The 14,697-nt window shown below is 63.0% G+C and carries 8 protein-coding genes; all 8 read right to left on the bottom strand.

The window, feature by feature from the left end; translation table 11 throughout:
* Positions 1 to 117: 117 nt before the first annotated feature.
* The 8 genes from AB0O87_RS04600 to AB0O87_RS04565 are packed head-to-tail and all read right to left on the bottom strand — an operon-like array spanning position 118 to position 14,661.
* Positions 118 to 558 carry a hypothetical protein gene (locus tag AB0O87_RS04600; protein ID WP_363512168.1) on the bottom strand — a complete coding sequence of 147 codons (441 nt, stop codon included), beginning with the start codon at positions 556 to 558 and terminating at the stop codon, positions 118 to 120.
* Positions 555 to 1,382: a protein phosphatase 2C domain-containing protein gene (locus tag AB0O87_RS04595; RefSeq protein ID WP_363512166.1), complete on the bottom strand. Its 828-nt coding sequence runs from the start codon at positions 1,380 to 1,382 to the stop codon at positions 555 to 557. Before AB0O87_RS04595 ends, AB0O87_RS04600 begins: the two co-directional genes overlap by 4 nt.
* Positions 1,379 to 2,665 (bottom strand): DUF5684 domain-containing protein, encoded by a 1,287-nt coding sequence (locus tag AB0O87_RS04590; RefSeq protein ID WP_363512164.1) that lies wholly within the window; start codon positions 2,663 to 2,665, stop codon positions 1,379 to 1,381. The genes AB0O87_RS04595 and AB0O87_RS04590 overlap by 4 nt, the downstream gene beginning before the upstream one ends.
* Complete coding sequence (locus AB0O87_RS04585; RefSeq protein WP_363512162.1) at positions 2,662 to 5,214, bottom strand: transglutaminase domain-containing protein; 2,553 nt, start codon at positions 5,212 to 5,214, stop codon at positions 2,662 to 2,664. The genes AB0O87_RS04590 and AB0O87_RS04585 overlap by 4 nt, the downstream gene beginning before the upstream one ends.
* On the bottom strand, positions 5,211 to 6,581 hold the full coding sequence (locus AB0O87_RS04580) for a DUF58 domain-containing protein (protein ID WP_363512160.1): 1,371 nt from the start codon (positions 6,579 to 6,581) through the stop codon (positions 5,211 to 5,213). Before AB0O87_RS04580 ends, AB0O87_RS04585 begins: the two co-directional genes overlap by 4 nt.
* Positions 6,578 to 7,567, bottom strand: a complete 990-nt coding sequence (locus AB0O87_RS04575; protein WP_363512158.1) for a MoxR family ATPase — start codon at positions 7,565 to 7,567, stop codon at positions 6,578 to 6,580. The genes AB0O87_RS04580 and AB0O87_RS04575 overlap by 4 nt, the downstream gene beginning before the upstream one ends.
* Before the next feature lie 42 nt (positions 7,568 to 7,609).
* Positions 7,610 to 13,531 carry an Ig-like domain-containing protein gene (locus tag AB0O87_RS04570; protein ID WP_363512156.1) on the bottom strand — a complete coding sequence of 1,974 codons (5,922 nt, stop codon included), beginning with the start codon at positions 13,529 to 13,531 and terminating at the stop codon, positions 7,610 to 7,612.
* Positions 13,531 to 14,661 (bottom strand): serine/threonine-protein kinase, encoded by a 1,131-nt coding sequence (locus AB0O87_RS04565; protein ID WP_363512154.1) that lies wholly within the window; start codon positions 14,659 to 14,661, stop codon positions 13,531 to 13,533. The genes AB0O87_RS04570 and AB0O87_RS04565 overlap by 1 nt, the downstream gene beginning before the upstream one ends.
* Positions 14,662 to 14,697 lie beyond the last annotated feature (36 nt).

Genomic DNA, 14,697 nt, shown 5'->3' with positions numbered 1-14,697 from the left:
GGGGGCGCTGTCTATCACGCTATGGCAATCGACGGCCAGGACGTGATGCCGGCGGGAGTGAAGAGAATAACAAATGCTCTCACAATACGGGACACCGATGGGCAGACAAATTGCTTTCTAGACGAGAACGAAAAACCCGAGCATCACCAGGCCGAGCACGGATACGACACACGCGCTAGCCGCGGCGGCGAGCGCGATCACGCTCCAGCGTTGCCCCTGCTTCACGACAGAGGGAAGATTCTGATCCTCGGTGCGCGTGGGTGCCGCAGCGCCGACCACAATCGGTGGGTCGACGGGCTCGAGCGGTGCGGGGCGAGGCTTATAAATCAGAGGAGTAGCGCCGCTGTGCGGCGGGGCGAATGGTGCGACACGCGGCGGGGCAGCCGACTCGTCTGGGTTTTCTGCATTTGTGCTCTCCGCGTCGCCACGCGTGCGACGAAGGCCACGAACCGAACGAGAAACGACGACTGTGGCTTCGTCTGGCTGGTCCGCGCCCGCCTGCCGCCGGTCACGACGGCTCAGAACAACGGTCTCTTCGTTTTCGTTCTCGTCGGTCATCTGGCCCGCACTGGGATGGTTGTGCCTTCGAGCATCGAGTCGGTGAATGCAGATGCGGCGACCCGACCAGCTGTGCCGCTTTCCGGTCGCGTACTCGCACCGCCGGCGACGACATCGATCACCACAACCGAGACGTTGTCGCGCCCTCCGGCTTGCAACGCCCGATGAATCAGCGCCGCGGCCGCAGTCTCCGGCCTTCCGTTCATCGTCAACGTGGCACGAATTGCTTCATCACTGACCTCGCCACTGAGTCCGTCAGCGCACAGCAACAGTCGCTCCCCGTTGACGACAGGCAGCAGCCAGCTGTCTGCCGTGCTGTCAGAGGCACCGATGGCTCGCGTGATCACATTGCGCTGCGCAAACGAGGCGAGGTCTTCTGCTTGCAACTCGCCAGCGTCGACCAGCTCCTGTCCCAGAGAGTGATCGATCGTGAGCTGGGTGAGCTCATTGCCATGATGCCGATAAACCCTCGAATCACCGACGTTGAAGACGAGCCAATGCGGGGCGCCTTCGTGTTCCACAAGCGCGACCCCGGTAACCGTCGTGCCAGCACCGCGCTTGTGCCCGGCGGCGATATCGTCGACCACAGCGGATGCTCGGCCCAAGGCATCACGAATGTCGCCGACGTCTACTGCACACCCACGCAGAGGCTCAAACGCCGCGACCACGGCTGCGCTCGCCCTGTCACCCGCCTCGTGCCCACCCATGCCGTCTGCGACGAGAAACACTGGCGATGCGTCGAGCACCGAATCCTCGTTCGCGGTTCGCGTGAGCCCGGTGTCAGTCAGCGACGCGACGTTGAGGATTACAGAGGCGACAGTCACGAATCACGCTCCGCGACGACATGCATCCCCACTTCGCCCAGGATGAAGCGGCCGGTGCCGACGACGCTCTCACCCGGATCGAGCAGCATCTCGGCGCCGTCGTCAGCGACCACCACGACACCATTCGTTGCGTTGAGATCGGTCAAACGCCACTCGTCTTCCAGCACGACGAGACGGGCATGGGTTTTGGACAGTGTGCGGGTGGTGTCAGAAACAGCTAACCGCTGCTCACCAGGCTCGCCGACCGGGTTGCGACCGATCACCACACTCGCCCCGGAAAGAGGGAACCTACGGCCATCATCCAAAACCAGCACCCGTCGCACGCCTCGCTTGCGAGCAACAACGACAGTGGCCTCGAGGTCGTCATCTGTCTGGCGTGGGGTGACGACAGTCTTGTCCACGTCTGCAGCGAGCCCGGCAACCGGCGAAACCGCGGGTTCCATCGTTTGTATTGATGGGTCGCTGGCAGGAGCTTCCGCAAGAGAAAGGTCAGGAGCCGGACGGATGGTCGGCATCGGCGCCTCTGCCCCCTGACTCTGCTCATCCCTGAACGTCGGCGGGACGGATCTCACCACGCGTTGCACCTCAGGAACGGGCGGCTCGTCGGGCACCTGCGGCGACTCGTCAGGCACCTGGGGCGACTCGGACGGGTCGCCTCCCATCGCGGCCATGATGCCGGTCGTCGGGTGAGCGTCAACCGGTGCGGGCGGTGGAGCGAATGATCGTGGCTCGGCGGGCTGCGGCGGCGCATAGTCCGGGAAGATAAGGGGAGGAGCGCTCACCGGGATACTGCCGGAGGGAACGAGAGCAGGGATCGTATAACCCGATGCATCCCGCGCGGGTGCGGCAGCGGCAGGGGCCGTGCGCCGAGGAGCGGGTTGCATGGCTGCCAAGCGGTCGCCCTCCGGATACGGAGCGGCTCCCCACGCCAGCACTGAGGCCCACACTGGCGGCAGCAAAATGGCCAACACTGTCATCCCGGCGCCCCGACCATACATCGCGTTGATGCGGTGAGTGGCGACGAACTTCAGGTACAGACCATAGATCTGCACCAGGGGGATGAAATAGAACACCACTGACCACGCGGGAACTCCGCCTCGCGCAAGTATCTCCGACTCGTTGAGAATCGGGACCCACCCTTTCCACCCTTCGCCACCGATGCGCGGGAAAAGCCGCGAGAGCGCAAGCGCGTACCAGAGGTAAACGGCAATGCAGAGAAGCAGACCAAGAACGCCAAGGACGACAAGCACCGTGACGAGACTGGTTTCCGCTGACGCAGTCATGCGTCCCCCTTCTTCCGTTCGCTAAGCGAACCGGTCCCTCTGAGCGTACCCAGCAAGGGCCACGCTCCAAACACGCTCCGGCTACCGCCGGTCCGCGTCCTGACAATAAATGATGTCGGTCGCACACGCATGAGCAGCCGTTGCCAGAGCTTTGCCGCGCTGGCGAGCTCCGTTTGCTCTGCATCTACGATCTTCCACGCCGCGGTCGCGTCGTCGTTTGTTGGAGGGTATCCCGCAAAGACGGCACGGTCCACAAGCAGCGCCAACCGGTCGGCTGCTTCTCGGTCAGTCGATTGCGCACGCTGCGCGCGGGTGCCCTTGGCATCCATCGCAACGCCATAGTCTCCATACACATCAGCAAGTTCTTCCCATGCCCCTGCGAGACGAACCTCCGGATCATCGGCGGCACGACGCACGCGCCCCCGCTGACACTTCGCCAGCAGAAGCACCAGGAAGGGGAGCGCAAGAAGCACGATCGCAAACAGGCTGAGACCGACGGCGGTAAGAATGGGGAGGAGGATCGCGAGGATCTCCGACTGTTGCTCTTCCAACGGAGGAGCATCATTGTTCGAGTCGCTTTGCGCCTCCGGCGGGTCCAGTGCCTCTGAGCGCGGTTGCTCTGGCACGGTCGGCTGCTCTGGGAGTTGCTCTCCCTCGGTTATTGCACTGGGCAGCATCGCGTACTGCGGCGTCGTGTCGACCGGGGTCCAGTCTTCATCGGCCGTGCGCACCTCTACCCAGGCACTCATGTTCGCGCCAGCGCACGTGTCGGTGCACGCGGGGATCCCTGGCACTTCCTCTGCTGCCGGGAGCCGTGCACCAATCACGACACGGGAATCCAGACCCCAGTACTGCGCGAGGAGGGCAGCAGCCACCGAGAATTGCTCGTCATCCCCTACGGCCGCCACCAGCGACTCCGGCGCAGCGTCAGCCCCCGCCCTGAGTTCTTGCTCGACCATGTCAGTGAAGAGTTCTTCGATGCGAGCCGCAGAGTGGCCAGCGTAGCTCGGCGCAAACGCGTATCCCTCCGCCTCTTTGAGTGCGGAAACCCAACCAGCAGCCGCGTCATCGTCGAGCAAGGCATGGCTGAGGTAGCCGCGGTCGCGCAGGCGCTGCACGACTTCGAGATAGCCAGCGCCGGTGCGCGGCTGCTGCTGCAGCTCGGCCCATTCGACGAGCGAGGGGTACAGCTCGGCATCAAGAGTTGGGGCGCCACCCTGAAGCCCCGTGATGTCGCTCGGATCTTCCGGCGCGTCTAGGAGCACCGTGTATCGGTCTCCTGGCACCAGCCCCTCGCCGCCGCCCGGCACCTCAGCAATGGTGATGGCTGTTTCACCACTGGTGTTCACATGGAATCCGTCGGCAAGGAGGTCAGCGCGTGTACCTGAAAAGTCGGGTGCTTCTGCGAGGCCAGTCGGCGATGGCACCCAGATGCCCCGGTAGGCCTCACCGATCGTTATATCAAGAGATACCCGGCCCGCAGCGGGAAGGGCAGTCAGCGGCAGTCGGCTGAACCGGTCGCCTGCATCAATATGAAAGTCCTCACCGTCGTATGCATCGAGCGTGACGAGTCGAAGGCGATCGATCGCGCCAGTATCACCCTGCACCTGCACCACAACCTGATCGAGCGTGTCGCCCGAAAACCAGGATCGATACGAGCTCAGCGGACTCGGCTGCTGTTGCACGACGATCATCGGCTCAACTTCATCGCGCAGCACCGAACGGTCTGACCATCCGGCGGCCACCGGAGTGACCACAAACCCTGCGACGATCGCCACAGCGGCCAGCGCCGCCGCAAGAACGTGACGTCGCACCGTCAACCAGACGGGGGCTGCGCTGCGAGAAATCTGTGCGGCCGCGACGACGCGCAGCGCCGCCGCCCTCTGCAACCTCGCCCGCCCGACGAGCCACACGAGCGAGGCGACAAACAGTGAAACGCCGATCACCCATTCGCGCGGCGCGGGGAGGGTCATCCCTAAAACGGAGACTGCGGTCGTCGTTCCGCTGATACCGAAGGCGATACCGAAGACGCTCATCGCCGTAACGACGGGCACTGCGATGGTGGCGCGCCGCCCGGTTTCGAGGGCGAGCAGAGTTGCGAGGAAAGAGCCGAAGAGCGTGACGACGAGGAGAGGAATGAGGACGGCCTGATACTCCCCCAGCGGCGGATTGAGCGTGAGCATCTGCTTCCAGCCGAGCACGATCCCGGCTACCGCATCACGGACACCGCCGAAGAAAGCGGGAAAAGAAGAAAGCGCAGAAGGCACAGCGAGCGGCACCGCCACCAGCAGGTAGACGCCTGCGGCGGCGAGCGCAGCGACCAGCATCCTCCAGCGAAGCGCCCTGGCGGTGATAGCGATGGCCATCCCTAGTCCCCCACCGACGAGACCCACCACGACGGCACGCGAGCTTTCGTACACAGGCCAGGCCGCTGCCGTCGCGAGGAGAACACCGAACAGCACGTAGCCAAGCGACCAAAATGTGAGCGCAGAGGGAACGAGCGCGCGGCGCGATCCCGCAATGCCTCTCTTGGAGCCTGCCCCGCTCACTTGAGTGCTCCTCGTGCGAGCATCTGCGGCAGATCACCCAGGGCGCCCAGGGTCATCACCGAAAGCTCCCGCGCCGTGCGCATGGTGGGTTGCTCACCGAGCTCGCTGCGAACCGCCACCGCTTCGACGGCCGCTGGCAGCTTCACCGCGGCGTGCCTGAGACGCTCCAACGGCATGCGGGATCCGGTCAGCAAGAAGCCAATGGAAAGGTCGGGGTACGACTGTGCCGTCAGTGTGGCAACGGCCTCCAGCCGCATCACACGTGGCCCAATATCGATCGTTGATGTGGCATCGAGCAGCGCTTTGGGGGTAACGGTCGGCAGAGTGCGAATGGAGAACACTTCCGCACGATCATGCTCGGGGATTTCGCTACTTGTAGAAAAGAGCACTTCTCGACCATCGCGGACACCTTGAAGAGCGAGTGATGCTGCCGCGCTCACGGTGTTCTCGAACTCATCGTCGCTTTCATAGGAGTCGACATCGAGATCGAGAATGATCGCGATTCGCGCATGGCGCGACTCCTCGTACTGGCGCACCATGAGTTTTCCGGTCTTCGCCGTCGACTTCCAGTGCACGTGGCGTGGAGAATCGCCAATGACGTACTCCCGCACAGCATGAAACGACAGGTCGGCGTCAACAAGCGTGGTGCTCGGGGTTCCCTCCAGGTCTCTGATGAGGCCAGCGCTGGTGCTCGGAAGACGCACAGTCACCGGGTGAACGTGAATACGTTGCACGTCTGGCCATTGCAACTCGCGACGAAGGATCCCAATCGGGTCACCTCTGGTGATCGTCATCGGGCCCACATCAATCACGCCCCGGCGATGAGCGGCAATCGAAAGCTGTTCCCGGTGATGCGCCCCTGGTCGCAGCAGCGGCACGTGCGCTTCTACAAGCCCCTCCCCCACCGGTACGTCAACAACCCCAGGCAGAGAAAGCCGCGCGCTGTTGTTGCGCACGTCCAGCGTGGCCCCGATTTCTGTGCCGGCGACCACACGGTCACGATCCAGCGCGAGGTCGATTCGGTAATCGTGGGTTCCCAGCACGAACGGGATGCACGCGAGCAGGAGTACAAGCGCGATGGCTGCCACCGCCCAGGCCTCTACCCACCCGAGGAGGTACCCGGCGGCGACGCCAGCCACGAATGCTGCAGCCACCAGCATTCCCGCTTGCGTGACCGTCTCTCGCACCCATCCGACAGCCGCTCTGGCCGCACGTCCTGTGCGACGAGCGGCTCGACGCGCTCCGAACACCGCTCCACGAACAGGGCCACGATGCGTCCTGTCGTACCGCGTGACCGTGCTCGTCCTGGTCGACGTGCTGGTACGTGCGGTCGTGCGCGTCAGCCGGGAATCGGAGCTGGTGCTCACGCAGTGCCGTTCTCACGCGGGGGCTCGACGTCGAGAAGGATCTGTCCCACCACCGCCACCGCGGTGACGCCATCGAACTCTGCCTCTGGTTCGAGCACGAGACGGTGCGCAAGTGCCACAACGGCAAGCTCGCGCACATCGTCTGGAGTCGCGAACGTGCGGCCGTTCTTCGCCGCCCACGTCATCACCAACCGAGACAACGCCAGAGCGCCTCGCACACTGGCCCCGAGCCGCACTTCTGACGCACGCCGCGTGGCATCGACGATGCGCATGATGTAGTCCGAGACGAGCGGATTCACATACACACCGCGCGCCATCTCGGCCATTGTCAGGATGGTGTCGGTGCCGACAATTCCATCGAGTACAACCTGGGGACGACCGGCTCCCTGCAAAATACGCATGGTCGCTGCTTCATCCGGATAGCCGATCGACGTTTTGATCATGAATCGATCGAGCTGAGCCTCTGGCAGGCGATACGTGCCACCCTGCTCGATCGGGTTCTGCGTCGCCATCACGAGGAACGGCGACCCCACGGGACGCGTCACTCCATCGACGGTGACTGTTCCCTCTTCCATTACCTCAAGCAGAGCAGACTGCGTCTTCGGGCTTGCACGGTTGATCTCATCTGCCAGCACGATATTCGCGAACACCGGTCCCGCGTGAAATTCGAAGGTTCCCGCCTTCTGGTCATACACGGTGATCCCTGTCACGTCTCCTGGCAACAGGTCAGGCGTGAACTGAATGCGCGTGCTTGTGCCTGTCACGGTTTGAGCAACCGCACGAGCAAGGGCTGTTTTGCCGGTGCCAGGGAAATCCTCCAGCAGCACGTGCCCTCCGCTGACGGCAGTGGCGAGCACCAGCTCGACCACATGCCGCTTGCCGAGGATCGCCTGCTCGATATTGCCGGTCAGGATAGAGAATGTTTCAGCGAACCACGCTGCCTGTTCGGGAGCGATGGTCACGGGTGCTGCTGAAGAAGCTGGCATAGGGAAAGAGTATTCGTGTAGGGCGCGTTCGAGGCGCAGCGGTTAGGGACACACACCAGTGACGCGGTGTTCGATCGAAGACAAGGTTGCGAAATCTCTCGTCCAGGTGATCTTCACGTCAAAAGTGTCTGGTTCGTCGACGACCGGCGTTGACACAAGGGTGTACGCGCCTCGTGCGGCGCTTGACACCGTCACCACATCTTCTTCGCGGGCAGGCATGCACGCCTCAAAGGCGACATTAACGACGGTGGGCGCCGTGGTCGCGGTGATGTTCACCATGCTCGAACAGGAGTTGCCCTGGGATTGGTGGCACTCTCGTGCACGCACTTGTGCTGGTGAGGACTCTGGGCTGAGTGAGAAGTCGCTCTGCCATGAGCCGTACACGTTGTACTGCGCTGCGAACCCCGGCTCTGTGTCTAGGCGCGGCGCCGATTCCAATCCGTACGCGTATCTGTCGCCGTCTCGTGTCGGGGAGGTCGCGACTTTGTATGCCGTATTGCCGCTTGGCCCATCAAGGAAAGTGAAAGTGAATACGGATGTCGTCGACGACTCGGCGACCCCATACCCATTGGATGCGCAGGCCTTGACGTTATAGCTCTGGTAACGCTGGAGCCCTTGAATCGAAGGGGAATCTGAGCTCACTTCGGCGCCGGATACCGAGAGGCGTCCGGCCGCATCCGCACTGCACACGACGTTCCCTGAACGCCAGGCGACGTACACCACCTCAACATTGAGCGCGCTGCCGTTCGCTTTCGCGCTGATGCCTGAGACGTTCACTGAGGTGTTCGAAGCCGCGTCAGCGCGAGTCCCCGCTGGATCAAAATAGACCGCGCCCGCGACCGTGACCGAAACGGGGAACGTACCGCCCTCGTTCCCCGCGTCACCGGTGGGCGGCTGGAACTGACTGATCGGCACGATTCTGATCGTCTGCGCTCCTGGCTGCAGAGCAACGTCGGCAGAGGTGGTCGCACCGGTGCGGTTGATGACCTCTCCCGTCTCTTCGACGCGGAACGACACCGCGTCATCGGAAGAACTAATCGACAACGCCGCTACCCCGCGACTGCGATCGGTCACACCGGCGCGGTACACAGGGGAAGCCGATGCACTCGACACGACAGGCGCAGCGTAGGCCCAGCTTGTGTGTGGAGATGTGGCCGCTGAGGTGCCGACAGCATTGACCGCCGAAGCCGTAAACACGTGTGGGGCACCATTGACCAGCCCACTCACCGTGCAGCGATACACGCTCCCGGCCGCGCTGCATGAGGCATTCGCGGGTGATCCATCTTGGAGGATCGCCAGCCGAGAGACCGCAGGATGAGCTCGCCCTGCTTCTCCGAGCGGAATCTCAAGAACGACAGTTGAACGGGTGAACCCGACCGTGGTGACACTCGCCGGAGCTTGCGGGAAACCTTGCAGGTCGAGGGTGAGCGTTCCCGTTCCGGTACGACCTTGAGCATCAGAGACCACAAACGGAACGATGCACTGACCACCAGGAGCCTGTCCGCCACCTGGCCAACTTGCCGTGATTGCCTTGCTTCCGGAGGTAGCAATGGATGCGACATCGCACCGGGCGCCCGATCCCAACGACACCAATCGAAGCCCTGATCCTGGCTTACCGGCGAACGGATCGTACTCGCCAGCAATGTCGACGACGTCGATGGTGCAATTCGAGCTCGTCACAACGCACTGCTTTGTAAACGTGGCGCCGCGAGGGGCATCCGGCGGTGCCGCGCCAACGATCAGGCGCACCGATGCCGAAGGTTGCCCGTACTGCGCCACCGTGATGCTGACGTTTTCGGCGTTACCTGGCCGGGCATCAGCGCGCGCTTCAACGGTGAGCTTCGCTCCGCTCTGGGTGACGATGAACGCAGAGCCCGAGTGGACGATGCGGTAGTCGAGCGAACCGGCATTGCCCTCTCTGCCGCCTTCCCATGCCGCCATGTTGGCGTAGAGATCAACGCTTTCCGTTGATCCAGGCGCGATCGTGCGCGAGATGGAGGAGAGAAGGAGTTGTGGCTCTGCCGGGCGAATACTGACGGGCACGGTGATGTAGGACCAGCGTTTCTGCCCCTGAAGCCGCACAGGAATCAAGCAACTGTCAGACCACGGTGCTTCTCGGCCTGCGCTGTAGACGGCACCGTCCGTCCCTTCGGCGGAACAGGAGGCAGCGGAACGCTGCGCCAAGAACTGACCAGTGCCGATTTCTACGGTGTCAGACTTCACCAAGTCGACGTAATCGCCGACGACAAAGGATGCAGAGGCATCTTCGTCAACCACGACAGGGGTAACCCCTGGTCTGAGTTGCACCTGCATGTCGTCGAAGGCGGGGATGCGCAGGAATCCATAAGCGACCACATTGCGGCCGCCCGCCGCTGAACCGGTGAGCTGGAAAGGAACCAACGCACCTTCCTTCGGAGCTTCGCCAACGATGCGGTTGCCCTGCACCGTATACCCCTGTTGGTCTCCCCACAGCGCCAACTTCAGCGACGATGTGTCGCCCGAAGGCCAACTCACACGGTCTGTCACGACGTCGACGCCTGCATCGGCAAGGTCGTCACGGTCTCGGGCGGTGAGCACGGTATCGGCAACACTCGGCTGGTCTGCAATGGATTCGTCGGTCACCGTGACCACGATGAGCCCCTGTGCGGTGCTCGACGTGCGTTCCGACCTGACGGTATAGAAGTATGAGTTCGTGCCAGCCGTGTCACCGGCACGCAACACCACGCGCCCCTCATCCAATGAAGTATCAGAATCAATCAGCGCATTCAGCCGCTCGTACAGCGGGTTGCCCTTTACCGGGGGCGCATTGGGCACGAGCTCAGTAATCTCAAGCTCGCTCTGCGCCGGATCAAGATCATTCGACCTCGGGTCCAGCACGATCGGAATCTTCGAACCAGCTTCGACGCGAACGTAGTCACTGAACGTCACTGGTGCCGCGTCTTCGATATCTGCGTCGAGCACCCCGATCCGCACAGTTCCTGTTCCGGTTTCGCCCTGCGGGTCACGCACCGTGTACTGAAAAGCGACCTGTCCGCCTGCCACGCCATCTGCCGGCGCCCGGTACACGATGGATTCCCCGCTCGCGGAGATCGTCGCCGTCCCCGCACCCTTGTCTGGCTGATTGATACCCGCCAGCACGACGCGATCACCGTCGCTGTCCATCCCCGTCGATGGGACAGGAAGCGACACCGATTGACCACTCAGCACCCGCCCAGTGAGCGTCGTGGGTGTGGGCGCACGATTGGTCCCCGGCGGGACGACCGTGACGGTCACGAAGCCATCGTCATACAGCGAAGGGTTGCGCTCCAGCGAGACCGAGTACGTCAGGCGGTAGGTACCGGGGGTCGTCGGGGCGAGGTAGCGCAGCGCATTGCTGTCTGCAAAGACAAGCTCGTCCGGTTCACCAGACCCCGTCACTTCAGGGAGCACGACGAGAGGCTCACCACGCGGCGCGACGTCATTGGCCGTGACATTTATGCGCGTGAGGGAACCCGCACGAACAGTGATCGCGTCAGAAAAGACGATGGGCCTTGTGACGGTCGACGGTGGGGTGAGAAAGACCGTTACGGCCCCCTGCACTGCCGCCCCTGATCCGTCCGCGACGGTCACAAGCGCTTTGCCTATCGCGCCCGGTTCACCATCTTCGGTGGTGCCGTTGATGCGAATACTCTCGTTGCCCACTGCCCGCACGTTGAGCTGGGGCGTAGAGCTGACCGCGTCTGCCAGCAACAGCACCCGCCCGCTGGTGTTCTGCACAGCTCGAAGAACGTCAACCGTAGTGTCTTCACCCTCGCGCACGAAAGCAGTGAGCGGAGCCATTGCCAGCGCGGACGAGCCATCCACCGCGGTGATGCGAATCACCGCTGATTGCTCCGCTTGAGTAGAGACGTCTTGCGCGGTGTAGGTCACCACATACTGTCCTGGCTTGTCGACGGTCATCTCCACCGTCCCCGCAGCAGGATTCGGGTTCACCTCCAGTCCCTGCGCCGTTGCCGCCGTCTGCACAGCGTCAACTAGGCGGTACGACCCTGACCCTCCCGACAGGTGGTCCGAGATTCGTACAGACTGCAGCTCGCCAACCCTGGCGGTCAGCGCGACCGGCGAGGCCAAGAGCGCGGGACTCCCTGTGACCTGCACATCGAGGGTCTTTTCTGCGGTCGCTCCATACACATCTTGAACGACCACCGTGATCGCAACGACAGCCTCCGTCGCGTTCGGATCGGTATGGCGGACAGCCACACGTCCGTCCGCCATCGGCACCACCATCACGGGGGCCGACGGGTCTGTCTCGTATGCATCACTGAGAACGAAAGGGTCCCCCTCGGGGTCGACCCACGCGGAGAGCACCTCGACGACTGTGCTTCCTCCGGGAAGAAGCTGAGGCGTCGGCCATTCTTGCTTACATGCCTCGACGCCGCACCACACTGGCGCCGAGTTCACACTCGGGTCGACGACGCTGAGCGTCACCGTCGCTGGCTGAGACACCGCTGCACCGTCTGTGACCGCGTACGTAAAGCTTGTCTGCCCTGATCCTGCTTTTACGTTCACAACCAGGGACTGCCCATTGGCGACGACCGACAACTCTCCGAAGGCGGGGTCTGCGAGTTCACCAGAAACCGACTCAGGGTCGATCGTCAGAACGTCTTTCTTGTTCGGATCGTGATCGTTGAGCAGAACAGGCAAGATCACTTGTTCCCCTGCACGCACCCCGAAAGCGTCGTCAACGGCGACGGGTGGAAGCTGCTCCGCCACATCTTCGACGACGACCGTGCCTTCCTGCTCCTCGGTGTCGTCTTCGACTTTCCACTGTTCGAGCGGAATGAGCACGCCATCCATGGCGTTCCAGATGAGTCCAGTGCTCATCTCGCTCAAGACCGCGCGATCGCCGTTCTCCCGGAAGACCGGAGTGATAGCCGCTGAATCGAGGGTGTCGTCTGGGACACGCAACGATGTCGTCTCGCCATCAGTCCACAGCGCTCCGGCTGCCGTGTCGAGCCAAGCGGCGTACGTCTTGCCGCCCACCACAACCGGGGCAGCTGGCACGCCTTCCTCCGTAGCCACCCGTTCGGAATCGCCAGACGCAAACTCGACGGCCATCAGGCCAGCAGAGTCGGCGATGAAAAGCGTCTCGCCTTCTGCGGCGCCACCCTGCAACTTTGCGTCTTCCGCAATGTCGAGCGCGAGTGGTTGATCCCGACCAGAAAGCCACAGCTCGCCAGATGCAGGTTGCAGCATTGCCCAGCGATCACCGACGACAGCAACAGCCAGCCCGTCTGCTGCATCGGGAGCCTCAGCTACGGTCGCAGGATCACCCAGGAACCGGTGCTCAGCGATGCTGAAACGGCGTACCGCCTCCTCGTCTGCGGAGTAGAGCACCAACAATCCGTCTGGCGACAGTCCCACCGCATCCGCCGTGTAGGTCGGCGGGTCTTCACCCTCCTCGACCTCAACCTCGGCGAAGGGATCGACCAGCGCTGTTCCCGCCCCCGCATCGAGGGTTGAGACAGAAACCTGACCTGTGTCGGTGCGATAGGCCACATACGCACCAGCGGAGAGAATCTCTCGTGTTCCTGCCGGTGTGGGCTCCGAGGCCAGCGGGGTTCCTTCGTCGGAAGAATCGGCGACAAGATCTGCAGGGTTCGCCGGATCGAGGTCCCAGCGCTGCCTGTTTCCTTGCGCATACAGCACCGCAGCCGAGCCGCTCTGCCACACAGCCTCAGGGTCATCGACGGTTCGCACGGTGTCGATCTCGGCGAGCTCGGTGTTCACGCGCGCATATTGGCCACTTTCACGCATCACCCAGACCGACGAATCGAGCCGAGGAACCTCTTGTGACTCGTACCCCTGTGCCGTAACGGCGAGCGTCACAACCACGATAAGTGCGGACACCGCAGAAATCGCTGTGATCAACCGACCGCGCGATCGCGGCTTCGCCTCGGCTACGCGGCGGTCACCAACGGCCATCAGAGAACCCCGGTGAGAAAGAGCACAGCGGTTCCGACCGCTGCAAGCACGGAGGCACCGATGAGTGCCCCGACGATGCCGGCAGAGAGAGACGAACGTCGTCTGCGCGGTGAAGACGGAAGCTCGTCACGTTCTTCTCGAGCCACTTGTGGTCGAGCCGCCCTCGCCGCTCTGCGGGATTCTGTGGCAACCGTCGTGATGACGGGGCCGCGAACGGCAGAGTCCGCGAAGCTCACCGGTGCGGCAGCCGCCCATTCTGCCGACGCCGCCTCGAAGGCCGTCGGCACGATACCGAGCTCGTACTGCGCCCAACGCAACCGCTCCGCAAGGTCTGCCATGCTGGCCGGTCGCTTCGCGGGATCCCTGTGCATAGTGCTCGCGAAGATGTCGTCGATGATGGGCGGAACCCCGTGGATCGGGACCGCCGTGTACCGAGCCTTGATAATCCGGTCGGTGAGCTGATCCCGCGAGTTCGAACCCCGATCATCGCGTTCAAACGGGCTTCGTCCGGCGAGCAGCGTGTACAGCGTCGCCCCAAAACTCCAGATCTCGCTGGGCACAGACCCCGATACCCGTTCCTGAAGCACTTCGGGAGCGCTCCACGGCACAGACATCGCGATGGTTTCTCCATCGCCTTCATCGATCACGGCTGCGGCAATACCGAAGTCCGCGAGCACGGGGGCGCCGAGCGAGTTGACGAGCACGTTTGACGGCTTGATATCGCGATGAAGCAAACCTGCCCTGTGCACTGTCTCCAATGCACCCGCAATACGGACCCCAATGTCGAGCACTTCCGCGAGCTGCAGTGGTGCTTTCTTGTATCGCGCGCTCATCGTGTCGGGGCAGTACTCCATGGCGAAGTACGGTCGACCGTCGGCCGAGATCGACGCTTGATAGATCGTGACGATCGAAGGGTGCGCGCTCAGACGCGCAGAGATATCTGCCTCCACGTTGAAAGTGCGCAACACCTCAGGGTTGACGGCATCGGCCAGCAACACTTTCACGGCGGCGACTCTGCGCGGCATGTCTTGCTCGTAGAGAAAGACATCAGCGAAGCCTCCGGAACCGAGCGGGCGCACATAGCTGTAGCCGGCCAGAGTCGGCGGTGTCGCAGCAATGCGCGTAGCCACTCGTACTCCTCACGGTCAGGTGGGAGGCCGCATGCA

Source organism: Microbacterium sp. NPDC076768, from assembly GCF_040687205.1.
Lineage (GTDB): Bacteria > Actinomycetota > Actinomycetes > Actinomycetales > Microbacteriaceae > Microbacterium.
This window is presented reverse-complemented; position numbering and strand designations above follow the sequence as displayed.

Excerpts from the sequence above, each read along its gene's own strand:
- AB0O87_RS04600 (WP_363512168.1), bottom strand. The coding sequence starts at position 558 with ATGACCGACGAGAACGAAAACGAAGAGACCGTTGTTCTGAGCCGTCGT.
- AB0O87_RS04590 (WP_363512164.1), bottom strand. The coding sequence starts at position 2,665 with ATGACTGCGTCAGCGGAAACCAGTCTCGTCACGGTGCTTGTCGTCCTT.
- AB0O87_RS04575 (WP_363512158.1), bottom strand. The coding sequence starts at position 7,567 with ATGCCAGCTTCTTCAGCAGCACCCGTGACCATCGCTCCCGAACAGGCA.
- AB0O87_RS04570 (WP_363512156.1), bottom strand. The coding sequence starts at position 13,531 with ATGGCCGTTGGTGACCGCCGCGTAGCCGAGGCGAAGCCGCGATCGCGC.